General features: G+C 39.6%; 13 protein-coding genes and 1 riboswitch. Of the genes, 3 read left to right on the top strand and 10 right to left on the bottom strand.

Annotated features, from left to right (window positions below; genetic code table 11):
• Nucleotides 1-25 precede the first annotated feature (25 nt).
• A complete protein-coding gene (locus CD33_RS03165) occupies nt 26-790 on the bottom strand; it encodes a DeoR/GlpR family DNA-binding transcription regulator (protein ID WP_036198117.1) in 765 nt (254 codons plus the stop codon).
• A gap of 10 nt (nt 791-800) precedes the next feature.
• Nucleotides 801-1226 (bottom strand): RbsD/FucU family protein, encoded by a 426-nt coding sequence (locus CD33_RS03170; protein WP_036198119.1) that lies wholly within the window; start codon nt 1224-1226, stop codon nt 801-803.
• A gap of 315 nt (nt 1227-1541) precedes the next feature.
• Here CD33_RS03170 and CD33_RS03175 point away from each other — a divergent pair, with 315 nt between their 5' ends.
• Nucleotides 1542-2492 (top strand): carbohydrate kinase family protein, encoded by a 951-nt coding sequence (locus CD33_RS03175; protein ID WP_036198121.1) that lies wholly within the window; start codon nt 1542-1544, stop codon nt 2490-2492.
• A gap of 183 nt (nt 2493-2675) precedes the next feature.
• Here the strand turns inward: CD33_RS03175 and CD33_RS03180 are convergent, their stop codons facing one another.
• The 7 genes from CD33_RS03180 to CD33_RS03210 all read right to left on the bottom strand — a co-directional run bounded on the left by CD33_RS03180 (nt 2676) and on the right by CD33_RS03210 (nt 10928).
• The gene (locus CD33_RS03180; RefSeq protein WP_036198123.1) at nt 2676-3794 is read right to left on the bottom strand and encodes a LolA family protein; all 1119 of its coding nucleotides are present in this window, start codon (nt 3792-3794) and stop codon (nt 2676-2678) included.
• On the bottom strand, nt 3772-5259 hold the full coding sequence (locus tag CD33_RS03185; RefSeq protein ID WP_036198125.1) for a sensor histidine kinase: 1488 nt from the start codon (nt 5257-5259) through the stop codon (nt 3772-3774). The genes CD33_RS03180 and CD33_RS03185 overlap by 23 nt, the downstream gene beginning before the upstream one ends.
• Nucleotides 5256-5960, bottom strand: coding sequence for a response regulator transcription factor (locus tag CD33_RS03190; RefSeq protein ID WP_036198127.1), 705 nt, complete (start codon nt 5958-5960; stop codon nt 5256-5258). Before CD33_RS03190 ends, CD33_RS03185 begins: the two co-directional genes overlap by 4 nt.
• A gap of 345 nt (nt 5961-6305) precedes the next feature.
• Complete coding sequence (locus CD33_RS03195; protein ID WP_036198129.1) at nt 6306-7604, bottom strand: nucleobase:cation symporter-2 family protein; 1299 nt, start codon at nt 7602-7604, stop codon at nt 6306-6308.
• A 41-nt stretch (nt 7605-7645) separates the two neighbouring features.
• A complete protein-coding gene (locus CD33_RS03200) occupies nt 7646-8218 on the bottom strand; it encodes a xanthine phosphoribosyltransferase (RefSeq protein WP_036198131.1) in 573 nt (190 codons plus the stop codon).
• A 138-nt stretch (nt 8219-8356) separates the two neighbouring features.
• Nucleotides 8357-8458, bottom strand: a riboswitch (purine riboswitch).
• 177 nt (nt 8459-8635) lie between these two features.
• On the bottom strand, nt 8636-9325 hold the full coding sequence (locus CD33_RS03205; protein WP_036198133.1) for a hypothetical protein: 690 nt from the start codon (nt 9323-9325) through the stop codon (nt 8636-8638).
• Nucleotides 9326-9470: 145 nt separating this feature from the next.
• Nucleotides 9471-10928, bottom strand: a complete 1458-nt coding sequence (locus CD33_RS03210) for an amino acid permease (RefSeq protein WP_036198134.1) — start codon at nt 10926-10928, stop codon at nt 9471-9473.
• A 420-nt stretch (nt 10929-11348) separates the two neighbouring features.
• Here CD33_RS03210 and CD33_RS03215 point away from each other — a divergent pair, with 420 nt between their 5' ends.
• Together CD33_RS03215 and CD33_RS03220 are read left to right on the top strand one after the other, a co-directional pair.
• The gene (locus tag CD33_RS03215; protein WP_036198137.1) at nt 11349-12563 is read left to right on the top strand and encodes a CynX/NimT family MFS transporter; all 1215 of its coding nucleotides are present in this window, start codon (nt 11349-11351) and stop codon (nt 12561-12563) included.
• Nucleotides 12564-12644: 81 nt separating this feature from the next.
• Complete coding sequence (locus CD33_RS03220) at nt 12645-13199, top strand: restriction endonuclease (RefSeq protein ID WP_036198138.1); 555 nt, start codon at nt 12645-12647, stop codon at nt 13197-13199.
• Between the two features lie 257 nt (nt 13200-13456).
• Here the strand turns inward: CD33_RS03220 and CD33_RS03225 are convergent, their stop codons facing one another.
• The gene (locus CD33_RS03225) at nt 13457-14530 is read right to left on the bottom strand and encodes a nitric oxide synthase oxygenase (RefSeq protein WP_036198140.1); all 1074 of its coding nucleotides are present in this window, start codon (nt 14528-14530) and stop codon (nt 13457-13459) included.
• Nucleotides 14531-14882 lie beyond the last annotated feature (352 nt).

Genomic DNA, 14882 nt, shown 5'->3' on the forward strand with positions numbered 1-14882 from the left:
CACCCCCAGCTTTCGTGTAATTTCACTACTCTCCGACAAGTAATTTGATTTCCGAGTTCTTTAGTTTTTGCAAGTATTGTAGATCTGCCTTCCTATCGACAATCAAATAGTCAAGCACATTCATATCTTCAATAAATACAAAGGAACGCTTTTTTATTTTTGAATAATCAAGAAGTAATATCTTCTCCTCCGCCATTTCAATGACTTCTCTTTTGACAGCAGCTTGTTGTTCATTTGAATCACTGATGCCCCGGTCCATATCAAAAGCTTTACATGAAAAAAAGATTTTATTGATATGGTAGTACTTGATAGTCCGAATAGCAGATGGCCCTACAAGCGATAGAGAGGATTTGGTTAGGTTGCCGCCTGTCATCACAACTTGTATGTTTGAACGACTAAATAATTCATAGGCGATTAAGATGGAATTAGTTATAACGGTCAAATTAAGATTCGGAAGTTCTTTAGCTAAATAGAGCGATGTTGAACTAGCATCCAGAAATATGACATCTTTTTCTTGAATGAGCTGTTTTGCAACATTTACAATACTCAATTTTTCCTCACGATTTAAAATCGTTCGGTCGTTAAAAGGAATTTCATCATCATCCCGACTTTCAACTGCAATAGCTCCACCATGGGTACGGACCAATTTATTCTCAGCTTCCAGTTTTTCAAGATCCCGGCGAATGGTTTCAACAGTGACCTTAAACTTTTCACTTAACTGGGCAACCTTAACGTTCCCATGAACATTAAGCTCTCTCACTATTTGTATTTGCCTTTCTTCAGCAAACATTCACATTCTCCTATTCTGTTACAACACCTTTTTTTAAGATGATATTTGCATAGAGCGCTTTTTCGCTGGTAGCAACGATGGCATAAGCACTTTTTGCCCTTTCGTAGAAATCGAAGCGTTCTAAATATTGCGCTTTAAAATGGTTCTCTTCATTTCTCACAATCTCTTCATATACTTGCCAAATGGAAGGCCGACTTACTTCTACACCGTGCATCATCAAGGAAACCGGATATTCAACATACGTATCCAAAGGCATTAGGTGTAATATGCCTTCTAGTATTTCCGGAGTCTCGTTTCCATCCAACCTCACAAGTCTTTTCGTATGGGAGGCGGCCGGAAAGTTGCCGTCAGCTAGAACAATTTCATCTCCATGACCCATTTCCATAAGAATTTTCACTAAATCGGGCGAAATACAAGATTTTATATTTTTGAGCATGTGGGTTCACCTTTGTTTACTTGGATTTTATTTTATATTATCAATATTTTCAAAATATTCAATATTTATTTTTACACCTTCTCAAGAAATATGTCGACATTTTTTAGAAGTATCATTTCCATATAACTTTAAGCAGAAGTTACATCCTGTATTACTTTTATACTTTTATTAGCAGTACTTTCTTTTCAGTATTTTTATATAATAAATTTTGTCGAAGGTTTTTTTTAAAACTTTCTCTTGTGGAGGATTTTCCATTTACTTAACCGAAATAAGAAATAAGTAGTAAGTAGTAGATCATTGAAAGGACATACGAATATGAATCAACCAATTTTATGTGTAGGCGAACTTTTAATTGATTTCTTCAGCACCGACCGAAATACCAACTTAGCAGATAGCGAAGCGTTTATGAAACGGGCTGGTGGGGCTCCTGCAAATGTCTGTGCCGCCATTGCAAAACTTGGGGGAGAAGCTCATTTTTGTGGAAAAGTCGGGAATGATGCTTTCGGTGATTATTTGCAGAACTCATTGGAACAAGCAAATGTAAATACAACACTCCTAGTTAAAGATTCTACTCTCCCAACCACGTTAGCCTTTGTTTCATTGCAGGAAGATGGACAGCGTGACTTTATTTTCAATCGGGGAGCAGATGCTAATTTATCAATTGAGGACGTGCCGCTTCATACTTTGGATTCCATGAAAATTGCCCACTTCGGCTCTGCAACCGCCCTCCTTCCAGGCCGGTTAAAAGACACTTATAAATCCTTCATTGAAGCAGCTAAAGTCAAGCAGTCTTACATCTCTTTTGACCCCAACTATCGTTCAGATTTATGGAAGGGGGACGAAGTGGAATTCATCAAACTGGCCCGAGATTTAATTGCAAGATGTGATTTTTTAAAGGTAAGTGATGAAGAGTTACTTTTGCTGACAGGTGAACCAGATATCACAAAAGCTGTTTTCGAGCTTCATGCACTTGGTGCGGAATGCATTGCCATAACACTTGGAAAGAAAGGGACCTTTCTTTCCTTTAAAGGAGAGACGGCTACTATCCCCAGCATCCCGATTCATGCAGTAGATACGACCGGAGCTGGAGATGCATTTGTAGGCGCAACTTTATACCAGCTTGGCAAGATAGCAGCACCCCGAAGTTTAAGTTTCGGGGACTGGCAGAATATAGTCCGCTTCAGCAACAAAGTTGCCGCGAAAGTTTGCGAAAAAGTTGGCGCCATCGAGGCACTACCCACTTTAGAGGAAATTCAAAGCATTTAAAAAAGGCAATCTCATAGGGCGCGAATACACCCTATGAGATTAGCCTATTTTTAACGGTGTGGTTTGTGTCATTCAACCATCTTATCCGTTTAGTTAAAGTGCCCCGATTTCAACTTTTGACCGATATGGCTTGACGGAAATCGCCCGTATCAAAAGCAATCTATGAATAAGTGAACCTTGTTTTTACTCTTCCCCTGCACGTGCCATATCTGAAACGATGGAGTTGATCTCATCAATCGTTAAATTCGGATCAATGAATAGAATATTATAATTCAACCCCTCTTCTTGCCAACTAACCGAACGGAATTCGTCCAAATCCATAAAGGAAGCTTCATGATTGCGGATTTTAACGGCTTTCTCCCCGGGCATCATTTCCGTGCCTTCCCCAGCATCTTCCGGGGACTTAAACACCGTCATTGTAAAATACGGCAAGCCGTCCTTTTGGTAATCAATATTTACTTCGTTTCGATTTAACTCTCCCTTTAGTTCCACTACTTCAATTCTTGAAATAGTTAGTCCTGCCTCCTCCTTTACGTAATGAAATGGCTTTCCAATCTTCGTCACGGCTTCTTCAAGGGTAATTTCCTCTGAATCGCTTACAGAGTCGGATAAATCCTGGACTTGAACATCATCCGGCAAATCGAGAGTAAAGGTATCTTCAGGGATATCAGCTTCAAGCTCAAGTTTGGTATAGACCATTTCGACCTTAAAATCTCCAGTTGTTGAGATTGATTTTAAGACCATCCAATTTTCCTTATCCACCCAGATTTCTTGGTCACCAAGAAGTCCATTTTCCTCTTTTTGAGTTGCTTTTAGGTGGTAAGTAGAACGGCCAAGAATTTCTTCTTCACCCTCTGTTGAAATTTCGTGGCTATCTTTAATAACTGATAATATCTGCTCTGCCTGTTGCTTAGGAGAGACTTGATTTAGTGCAAGCAATTCTTCATCTTCAACTATAAACGCCTGTTTTAAATCCGGTTGGTAGCTAATAAGTTTCTTCCCATCATTGATGGCAACGTTATACTCACTTCCATCTTCCTTTTCAGTCTCAACCTTTCTTTTCCCGTCACTATTCCATTCTTTCAGAAGGATTTTCTCTACTTGCCCCGCCTCTCCGATCATGGACATTTCAACTTCGGCATAGTAATTATTTATTGTCTGTTCCTCTTTTAACGCATTATTAATGACTTGTTCCGGTGAGTATTGGTTTCCCATTTCGGAAGAACATCCAAATGTCCCCATCATAATTACTCCCAACAAACCAATCACCTTGGCTGTACTAGCTATCTTCAACTTTGTCACCATTCCTTTTTTGTTTTTTTGGTATTCTGCATATCACACAGGTTCCTACACCAGATTTTGAATAGATCTGGATTTCCCCATCATGTTTTTCGATAATTTGTTTTGTAATGCTAAGCCCTAATCCTGTTCCTCGGGAGTCGGTTTTACTTCTAGCTTGATCTACTTGATATAAAGGGTCGAATACGTAATCGATTTTATCTTTTGGAATTCCGTCCCCTTCATTTTGAACAATAAGATAGACACTTTTTTCATCATTTAGTTGGGCTGTCTCTTGAACAAAATCAAACATCCACTCTTTACTCGTTATCTGCTCTAAAGAAAAGATATGCATCCAAATTCTACCGCCATTTTTTGTATATGAGATGGCGTTGCTCATAAGATTGTCGCTAACGCGCATTAGTTGCTTTGGATTCACTTGGTAATTCCCCGACACCTGACTTGAAGCATCAAGTTCAATGTTCTTTTTCCTGCAAAGTGGCTCATAATCAGAGACGAGCATTTCGAAAAACTCGCTCCCATCGACCTCCAGTAACTCCATATCATATTTAGGGGATTGTAGTAAGTTATACATTAGTAGATCATCAATCATTTGTTTCATATACTGGGCTTTGTCCATTATTATTTTGCGATAATCATCACGTTCACTAGCGGTTAGGTCTCTTTCGGAGAAAAGAGATTCTGCATAAGCACTTATGGAAGTCAAAGGTGTTTTCAAATCATGGGAAATGGACGCAATCATGTATTCCTTTTCTCGCTGTTCCCTATCAATCAGTTCTCGGGCTGCTTCTATTTCTCTCCGCATTTTATAAAAATGCAAAGTTAGTTCCCCAATTTCATCTTTTCCTGCCGGAAGCTCTGTAATTTCCTCCTCCCTTGCAAAAGCCATCATTTGTTTCATTAGTTGATACAATCTTTTCGTTAATTTTTGGTTCACAAGATATGCAACGGCTATAAAAATTGTTAAAAACACTGAAATAAAGATTCCGATCATTACCCAACTTCTGGTTGCAACACCTTCTGTCCATTGTTCCCGTGCAATTTGAACTTCATAAAACCCAACAAGCTCATTTCCAGATAGGACAGGTTGTTTATAACTAAAAGCTCGATAACCCTGTTCCAATGAATATAGATTTTGATAAAGATTTTCTTTAGTTAGTCCATATTGCATGGAGGTGGCTGTCGGGTCAGATGAATATAGAATGAATCCATCTTGGCTGTATAAGGCAATTTGCAATTCGCTGCTGGTAAGTTCCTCCACCTCGGTTCGGTCAACTCTTGGTTGATACAATTGTGGATCATCCAGGATTGAATGAAGACTTTGCAATTTAATGGAGGCGGCAAAATACTCCTCTACCTTTTGCTCATCATTGTAGGATTGTATCCAAGCAAACAATAGGTAAGCTACTGCCAATGGCAACACCATGACAAGAAAGTAGGATACAAGTAACCATTGCTTTATCTTCATGATTGGTCCCCTATAAATCGATACCCTTTGCCCCAAATTGTCTGTATAAACAATGGATTTTTTACTGGGTCTGAAAGCTTTTCTCGCAGCGATTTTATGTGGACGGTCACCGTATGAGTCCCTTCAGCATCTGATTGCTGCCATACGTGCTGATACAATTCTTCCTTCGAAAAGATTCTTTGCGGGTTTTGAGCCAATAATTTCAACAGTTCATATTCCTTCGAAGTTAAATTAATTTCCTTCTTATTAAGTTCAACTGTTTCGTGTTCCCAACTGATGACCAAACCATGCAAATACTCGATACGCTCGCTTATTGTCTTATCCGCCCCTTGATATCTGCGCCATCTTCTTAGCAAAGATTCTACCCTGGCCTTAAGCTCTACAAGGCTAAATGGTTTTGCCAAGTAATCATCCGCTCCTAAGTGAAGTCCTTCAACCTTGTCTTCATCTTCCTTGCGCGCACTTATAATCATGATCGGGACATCGCTTTTCCAGCGAATATTTTGGCAGAGAGCAAGGCCATCCATTTCCGGTAGCATTAAATCAACCAATACCACATCATAAACGCCTTTTTGAAAATCCTCCAATCCTTCCAGACCTGTTGTTGCCCAAGTGATCTCATAGCCATCACGTAAAAAAGTATCACGTACGACACGTGCAATTTCGACGTCATCCTCAACAATCAATATCCTTGCCTTCATTTGCCTTCCCCCTGAACACAATTTATCATCTAACTCTTCCTTATCTTGAAACTTTATAAATTCTTTATTTTTGGCTAACTTTGCAATTCATTTTTCAATCGGTAAAAAGCGAAAGAAATTATTATAGGAACCCGAAAAAAGCATCCATACTAATTAAGTAGTGTATAACCTAAACTATTATTAGGTTATCATATTTAAATATTTTATAGAGTGAGGGGTTTCAAGGATACGAATCTATTAAAGCACCGAGCTTATCGGGGATTTTTAGCTATTTGGAGGATGAATTAGTAAAATAAAAAAACCCGGATCGTCTTGCATGACTCTCCGGGTTTTCCTAATATACTTTTATTGTGCTTCTAATGGTGCTTGCATCGCATCGACCTTCTTCGGTCCAATCATGTTAAATAAAATATTTAAAATAATTGCCGTCACCGAGCCGCAAACAATTCCGTTTGAAGTTAGAACCGAAAGCCATTCCGGCAATACTTCGAAGATGTTTGGAACAAAGACAACGCCTGCCCCTAAACCAACTGCAATGGCTGCAACCATGGCATTCTCAGGAGAACGCATAATTTCGGGAGCCAGCATTGTAATCCCTTGTGTCACGACCATGCCGAACATCGCCAGCATCGCTCCACCTAATACAGCTGTCGGAATAATTGTTGTTAATGCCGCAACTTTTGGCAAGAAACCTAACACTACTAATAAAGCACCTGTAATAAAGATGACTTTGCGCTCTTTGACACCTGTCATTTTTAAAAGTCCTACATTTTGGGAGAACGTTGTATAAGGGAAAGCATTAAAGATGCCACCAATGATGGAAGCCAAACCTTCCGAACGATATCCTCGAGATAAATCTTTTGAGTCTACTGGTTGTTTCGTAATATCACTAAGTGCAAAATATACTCCGGATGACTCTACCAAAGAAACCATTGCTACTAATGTCATTGTGAGAATGGCACCAATATCAAATGTCGGTGTTCCAAAGTAGAAAGGTTGAACAATATGGAACCAGGAAGCATCTACTACTGGTGAGAAATCCACTTTCCCGAAGAAAGCTGCAATCACCGTTCCTACAACTAGTCCAAGCAAGATCGAGATCGCACGTGTAAATCCTGTCGTAAAACGATAGATTAATAGAATGAAAAGTAATGTAATCATAGCTAAAGACACATTGATGGCAGAACCAAAATCCTCTGCACCTTGGCCACCGCCCATGTTATTGACTGCGACCGGAATTAATGAAATACCGATAATTGTGACAACTGACCCCGTTACGATTGGCGGGAAGAACTTTACCAATTTCCCGAAGAAGCCAGAAATTACAATGACAATAAGACCGGAAGCAATGATTGCACCGTAGATTGCACTAATCCCTTTATCGGAACCAATTGCAATTATTGGGCTTACCGCTGTAAATGTACACCCTAAAACAACAGGTAACCCAATACCGAATGCTTTTCCTCTCATTACTTGCAAAAGTGTTGCAATCCCACACATCATAATATCGATGGCTACTAAATACGTCATTTGTGTTGTATCAAAACCTAAAGCGCCACCGATAATTAGTGGAACTAAAATGGCTCCCGCGTACATCGCAAGTAGATGTTGAATACCAAGTGTCGTTGCTTTTACATTATTCATGTGAACAATTTCCTCCTAATGTTCTATCGATGTAGTTGTTATTACTCGAAAAACTCGACTTGCCCATTCTCTAAAGATTTAATGTTTGCTAAAGATTCAATACGAATTCCTTGTTCCCGCAAAAGCGCCCCACCTTGTTGGAAGCCTTTCTCAATAACAATTCCGACGCCAATTACATTTGCACCAGCCTGCCCCGCAATATCCAGCAAGCCTTTTATCGCTTCCCCATTAGCTAAAAAATCATCAATGATCAATACGTTGTCATCGGCCGATAGGAAGTCTTTGGATACCGATATTTCATTCGTTTCATTTTTAGTAAATGAGTGTACCTTTGAAGAATATAGGTTTGATGAAAGTGTCAACGATTTTCGTTTGCGGGCAAAGACGACCGGTGCGCCGATTGTCAGCCCTAGCATTGTAGCTGGCGCAATACCTGAAGATTCAATTGTTAAGATCTTCGTGATGATTTCATCTGTATAGCGGTTCGCAAATTCATCCCCAATTTCTTTCATTAACAGCGGATCGATTTGATGATTTAAAAAAGAATCTACCTTTAACACCGTATCTGATAGTACTTTTCCTTCTTTAAGAATCTTGTCTTTTAATAATTTCATGCTTGAATTTCCTCTCTTTATGGTTTGTATTAGCTAAAAAAACCCGGAAAACTTATTCCGCTATGAGCAGAACAAGTCTCCCGAGTTGTAGGTTCGAAAGTTAATAGAATCGAAATTGCCTCCAAAGGAGCATTCGAATCTAAACATTGTCTCTCTCATAGTCAACTTATTTACGGTAAGTCGGTAGAAACTTGCGAGCCATATTCCCGCTATTATATGAGTGAAATATAAGGCTGTTTTAAACAGCCAATTGTTAAGTTTTCGTTAAGAATGTCCTCATTATAAACATGGATTCTATTGAATGCAATAACACATCAAATAATAAGATGATTCTAATTATTCGGAAATTAGCTGTTTATTATATGGTTTTTATTAGAAACGTTCGTCTTTACTTCAAATCACACTATCTATTGCTACCTATTTCAGTAATTTTTTCAGATTCGCTTTAAGTTCCCCAAACGTTTTCCCTTCCTTACCAAACGCCCCCATACTCCTGCAAACCAAAATATTCACATTTCGGCCACTAGTTAAACGCAATTTTGCAATAACCCCTTTTTGCTCCAAAGCCTGCACCGACAATGTTAGATCTTCAACTTCAACATCCTCCAACAGAACTCTGAATTGTTCCATAAACAGTTTGAACGTATTTGATCCTTGGACGATTAAAACTTCGGGCTCAAATTCTTCCATTACTTCCTTAAATATTTTAAAACCTTCCCCATACAGAGGGTCTTGCTCTTTTCTTAATGCTTTCAATTCATCATTCTCCAAATTTAGGCAGTTAATGCTGGAATGGACAATCTGTTCATGGAAATGTTCTTTCACCCATGATGCAAAGTTCAAAGAACCTTTATATTCACGTGATGCTTCCATCACCTCATATTGAAATAAATCGCCAAATAAAGTTGTGTCCACTAATGTCTCAGCAAAAACTTGAAAATCGGATGCATCCACCTGCAAAAATGGCTCTGGCGTTGCTCCTACAAGCAACACCCTCGATTTATAGGGATTGCCGTCTGCTTGAAATGGCAAAAATAGAATCTCCCCTGAGTTTTCATCTACCGCCCATCGCTCAATTTTCTTCAAAAAGCCCGTTGATACTGCCATATTCCTCTACTCCCTTTACCTCTCGTACTGAATTTACTATGTCTATTATAGCAATTACGCCTAGCGAAAATAAAAGAAAGTTCAAATTTCTAATATATAAAAAATCGGCAAAACTCATCAAATTGAATTTTACCGATTTTGCAAACTACCTATGTGTATCTACATCGCACTCTTCCAGAGGTACGATTTTCGTTTTGTATTTTATTTTATAGCCTATCCATAATGCAATAAAGAGCGGAATCCCAATATAAGATACGGCAATTCCGTACCAATCGATTGATCCTAATGAGAAGGCTGTATAGTTTTGCCCAACAATCACGATTATGCAAACGATTAGCGCAAATAATGGCCCGAAAGGATAAAATCTCGCTTTATAAGGAAGTAAGTTTACATCATGACCTTGTATTACATAGGCTTTACGGAAACGGTAATGACTGATTGCGATCCCTACCCAAGCAATGAATCCTGATAAACCGGATGCATTTAATAGCCACATGTATACAACTCCATCACCAAAAAAGGAGGATAGGAATGCAAGACACCCAACAGCCAGTGTTGCGAGCAAAGCATAGACAGGAATTCCCCGTTTAGATAGCTTGGCAAAGATTTTCGGGGCCTTGCCATCTACAGCCAGCTGCCATAACATGCGTGATGATGCATAAAGGCCAGAGTTTCCTGCAGAAAGCATTGCCGTTAAAATGATCGCGTTCATTACGGATGCGGCAAAAGCAATTCCTAATTTATCAAATACTAATGTAAATGGAGAAACTGCTATGTCCTCGGATAATAATCTTGAATCTGTATATGGAATCAGTAAGCCGATTGCCAAAATGGCCAGGATGTAAAAGAGCAAAATTCTCCAAAATACAGAACGAACAGCTTTAGGGATATTTTTCCCCGGGTCATCTGTTTCTCCTGCTGTAATTCCTAGCAATTCGGTTCCTTGGAATGAAAAACCTGCCGCCAGGAAAATACCGAAAATGGCCAGGAACCCACCATTAAATGGAGCATCCCCCACAAAGAAGTTCTCAAACCCGATTGGATCATGACCTTTTAAAATGCCGAAGATCATTAAGAACGACACAACGATAAAGACAATGACTGTCACGACTTTAATCATTGCAAACCAATACTCGCTTTCCCCATAAGCTCTTACTGATAGCAGGTTGAATGTCAATACAACCGCAATAAACAACACTGTCCATAGAGCAGATGAGCTATCAGGGAACCAATATTTCATAATAAGCGACACTGCAGAAATTTCCGCGGCAATCGTAATTGCCCAGTTATACCAATAATTCCATCCCATTGCAAAACCAAAGGCAGGGTCTACAAATTTCGTTGCATATGTACTAAAGGATCCCGAAGTAGGCATAAAAGCAGCCATCTCCCCAAGACTTGTCATCAGGAAATATACCATTATCCCGATTACTACATATGCGACAAGTGCGCCACCCGGTCCAGCTTGCGCTATCGATGCCCCACTGGCCAAAAATAGGCCTGTCCCTATTGTTCCACCGAGAGAGATCATCGCAATGTGGCGACTTTTCAAGCTCCTTTTAAGCTCTGGTTGATTATTTGTCTTACTATTTTTGTCACTCATGCAAAAAAATCTCCTTTAAAATACACTCTATTTCAGTATGTCCAATCTTTCCTAGAGAAACGTATGCCGCGAAAAAATAAAAACCATCACAGATGCGATGGTATGTTAACTTTGATAGTGATGTCACTATCTTTTATAATGCATTCCTGACAGGATAGAAGTTCCCCACATTGGTGGCGGATTCCCTTCCCGAGAAATAAGCCGGCATCTTTTGGCATCCGTTTTTCTTGGAAGTTTACCCAGAGTTTCATTAATAAATTCCAGTTGTACATACATCGAAGTTATGTGATTTTATTGAAATCACCACTATCCCGAAGTCAAATTAAGATGTAAGATAGAAGTTGTTTAAACAATAGTTTAACATGAAATAGTCTATTTTTTAATTTGTAGAATTTTCACATACATTACTGGAGGGATAATATGGAAACGATTGATACAACTCATAAAACGAAAAAATTGCATACCACAACTTCGACATTGGTTTTTGTCGTGGCAATTATTTTCCTTGCAAGCACAATGAGATCTCCATTAACCGGTGTTGGACCTGTTATTCCCTCTATAAGAGAAGGACTTGGGATCTCATATTTCCTTGCAGGCTTTTTAACTACGATTCCATTACTTGCCTTTGCCGTAGTATCCCCCTTCGCACCACGTATCTCACGCAGGATCGGGATGGAATATACATTATTTTATTCCATTATTTTGCTTACAATAGGTATTGTTTTACGTTCACTCGGATCAACATCAATGCTCATTTTCGGAACAGTATTAATCGGCATCGCCATTTCTTTTGGGAATGTATTGGTTCCCGGTTTCTTTAAATTGAAATATCCATTGCATATCGGCTTATTGACCGGTATTTATACCGTATCCATGAATATTTCAGCCGCCGTTTCCGTCGGTATCAGCAATCCAATAGCAACCAATACTTCTTGGGGTTGGCAAGGTGCGCTATCGATAGCGGGTATTTTAACTTTGATCACACTAATTATTTGGTTGCCGCTGCTTCGCGGGGAAAAAGTTGACTTAAATGCAATTTCGAGCAATTCGTCCAATACTCCTGAAATTAAAATATGGAAAAAGCCTCTAGCTTGGGCGATTGCATTTGCGATGGGATTCCAATCGCTTTTATTTTATTGCTCCATTTCCTGGTTACCAGAAATATTAGCTTCACAGGGCTATAGTGCCGACAAAGCAGGCTGGTTGACTTCCGTGATGCAAATGTCGCAAATTCCAATGACATTCCTTATACCGATATTTGCGGAGAAGCTGCGTTCACAACGTCCATTTGTATATATGTTTACCATTCTTTATATTATAGGATTTGTAGGACTATTTCTTAAGTTGACAGATTTCACCGTACTATGGATGATTTGTATCGGGTTGGCTGGCGGGGCTTCGTTTGGAATTCTCATGATGCTTTTCACCTTACGTACAAAAACTGCCTATGAAGCGGCACAGATTTCCGGATTCGCTCAATCCATCGGTTACTTGCTCGCAGCAACAGGGCCGGTATTATTCGGATTTCTACATGATGTTACAGGAAGCTGGAACTCGCCGAACATTCTATTTATCGTATCGGCGCTCATTTTATTCTTTACCGCTAATATCGGGGCAAAGGATCGATATTTATAAATTTTAAAAGAGGCGAAAGCAAACGTATGTACCCTTTTTATGTTATAATAGTATAAATTGTAATAAAAGGGGTTTACCTTGTTGGGAAAGAACAAAGAAAAAAAGAAATCACGCATTCGGTTAGTTCCGATACTCATACTGCTTGCTATCGGCTACGCCGGATGGCACTATACTCGAACAGCAAACGGGGCCATTACAGCAATCGTTACTTCCTTGCTGCTGCTCATTATTTTTAAGATCTGGCTTAGTACTAGAGGTTCGGCTCGTTTAAGAAAAGCCGGCATTAAAGAAATCGATGAAATGACAGGTGAAGAGTTCGAGGAATATTTGGGTCACCTTTTTAACAAACGTGGCTATCATGTTTCCTACACTAAGGCATCCGGTGATTATGGAGCCGATTTAATCCTGGAAGATCGAGAAGAGGTAATCGCCGTTCAAGCGAAACGCTATTCCGGGACTGTCGGGGTGAAAGCCGTACAGGAAATTATCGGCGCTTTGAGAATGTACGAAGCGACTCAGGGATGGGTTGTGACCAATAGCTATTTTACAAGACAGGCCGAAAAATTAGCGGAGTCCAACGATGTGTATTTAATCGACCGCGATGAATTGATTGATATGATTTTAAGAAAACGTTAAAGGAGTCTTTCAGTTTTTCCAGAATGCTCCTTCAGCGTTGGAAAGAATCAATCATTGACTACACTTTCAAGTAATACCTTAAAAAATCTGGAGACGGTTATGAAAATGTTTGTTTTACAAATCAGGCCGCCAAATGAAGACCCCAAAATTGCCCCACGATGGATGGGAGACGAAATCGGTAGTTCACATGATGGATATAAGCACTTCTCCACAGTTTGTAGGAGCTTCCCGGTAACCCTGGGAAGCTCCTAATCTATTTAAAAGGGGTTTTTTTGATAAAAGTAATTTGGTTTTTTTATGAGATTTTCAATTGGTTTATGAAAAATATGCGTAGTGGCAGGTGAAACGGGCGGGATCAGCCATGACCAATTTCCTGTCACTTGGCGGTCCGCCACTTCTTCCTGTTTTTCAAATAATTTAAACTGTTGGGCTGCGGTATGATGATCTACTATACTAACCCCGTCCTCTTTAAAGGAATGAAGAACAGCAACATTCAACTCAACTAGAGCTCGATCCTTCCAAAGTGTGATATTCGACTTTATATCCAGGCCCATGATTTCAGCAACAGCAGGCAATAAATTATAACGGGTGACATCCGCAAAGTTCCGTGCACCTATCTCACTTCCCATGTACCAGCCGTTAAATGGTGCCGCCTGAAATTCAATCCCACCAACACTCAACTTCATATTGGAAACAATTGGCACCGCATACCACTTCAGATTCAAACGGGCTAATTCCTCATTTTGTGGATGTCGAATCACCACTTCCAATACATAACTTTCGGGAATATCAAATAACCTAGGCGTATTCGTGCCTATCTGGATTACCAGTGGCAGTATATCAAACGGTGTTTGTTTGCCTTTCCAGCCTAGCGCTTCACATATCTTTGTCAGTTCAATGGAATCGGGGTCGCCTATAATTCCATCGGCTGTTTCATACCCCGCGTACCGGAGCAATTGATAGTTCCATATTCTTATGCAATCGGCCTTAAAAATGGTAATCGCCGGACGAATTTTCCCTCCATTAGCAGCGTATTCAATATGCCGGAGCAGTGCCCTGTAGATCTCTTCCTCAGTTTCTAACTGTCTTTCGTCAAACACCTGCAATGAATTCCAAAAAAGTCTTCCTATACATCGGTTACTATTTCTCCACGCGACCCTAGCGCCAAAGATTAGCTCTTCCGTCGTTGGAATAAACTCTCGGAGCCGATTGATCTCATCCAATCGCCCTCTTAACCAACTTTCAGGTAAAGCATTTTCATTTTTATATAAAGTTAAAAATTCGATTGTTTCCAGCCGTTTCTTTTCGCTTAGCTCATAGATTTTCGTCATGGTTCGTTCCTCCATAGCCCTATTTTAAAGGAATGAAATTTATGAACTCAATGAATGAATCGTCTGCTAAAAGATGTACTTTAAATATATGACTAAGAATAGACAAAATTATGGGAAGGCGGAGTTAGAATCAGTTAAGGTGTAAGTTTGGGGGCAAACGGTTTTCGATTGTGGTGGCCTCGGTGCATTATGAGTTTGACAGATCTTTGTTTTATCATCATTATGAGCGGGTTCGAGCTTGTCAATTTTCGGATTTGTCTCATTGTGTATGTGTTTGGGACACTTTTAACTTAAGATGATTTTGGTTTGTCACATTAGGGAGGATTTCGTGTCACTCCGGGTGTGATCGTGC

The sequence above is a fragment of the Ureibacillus sinduriensis BLB-1 = JCM 15800 genome, assembly GCF_000772955.1.
Classification (GTDB): Bacteria; Bacillota; Bacilli; order Bacillales_A; family Planococcaceae; genus Ureibacillus; species Ureibacillus sinduriensis.

Coding starts and splice junctions, on each gene's coding strand:
- CD33_RS03165 (WP_036198117.1), bottom strand. CDS start 790: ATGTTTGCTGAAGAAAGGCAAATACAAATAGTGAGAGAGCTTAATGTT.
- CD33_RS03170 (WP_036198119.1), bottom strand. CDS start 1,226: ATGCTCAAAAATATAAAATCTTGTATTTCGCCCGATTTAGTGAAAATT.
- CD33_RS03210 (WP_036198134.1), bottom strand. CDS start 10,928: ATGAGTGACAAAAATAGTAAGACAAATAATCAACCAGAGCTTAAAAGG.
- CD33_RS03215 (WP_036198137.1), top strand. CDS start 11,349: ATGGAAACGATTGATACAACTCATAAAACGAAAAAATTGCATACCACA.
- CD33_RS03205 (WP_036198133.1), bottom strand. CDS start 9,325: ATGGCAGTATCAACGGGCTTTTTGAAGAAAATTGAGCGATGGGCGGTA.
- CD33_RS03225 (WP_036198140.1), bottom strand. CDS start 14,530: ATGACGAAAATCTATGAGCTAAGCGAAAAGAAACGGCTGGAAACAATC.
- CD33_RS03195 (WP_036198129.1), bottom strand. CDS start 7,604: ATGAATAATGTAAAAGCAACGACACTTGGTATTCAACATCTACTTGCG.
- CD33_RS03200 (WP_036198131.1), bottom strand. CDS start 8,218: ATGAAATTATTAAAAGACAAGATTCTTAAAGAAGGAAAAGTACTATCA.
- CD33_RS03185 (WP_036198125.1), bottom strand. CDS start 5,259: ATGAAGATAAAGCAATGGTTACTTGTATCCTACTTTCTTGTCATGGTG.
- CD33_RS03190 (WP_036198127.1), bottom strand. CDS start 5,960: ATGAAGGCAAGGATATTGATTGTTGAGGATGACGTCGAAATTGCACGT.
- CD33_RS03175 (WP_036198121.1), top strand. CDS start 1,542: ATGAATCAACCAATTTTATGTGTAGGCGAACTTTTAATTGATTTCTTC.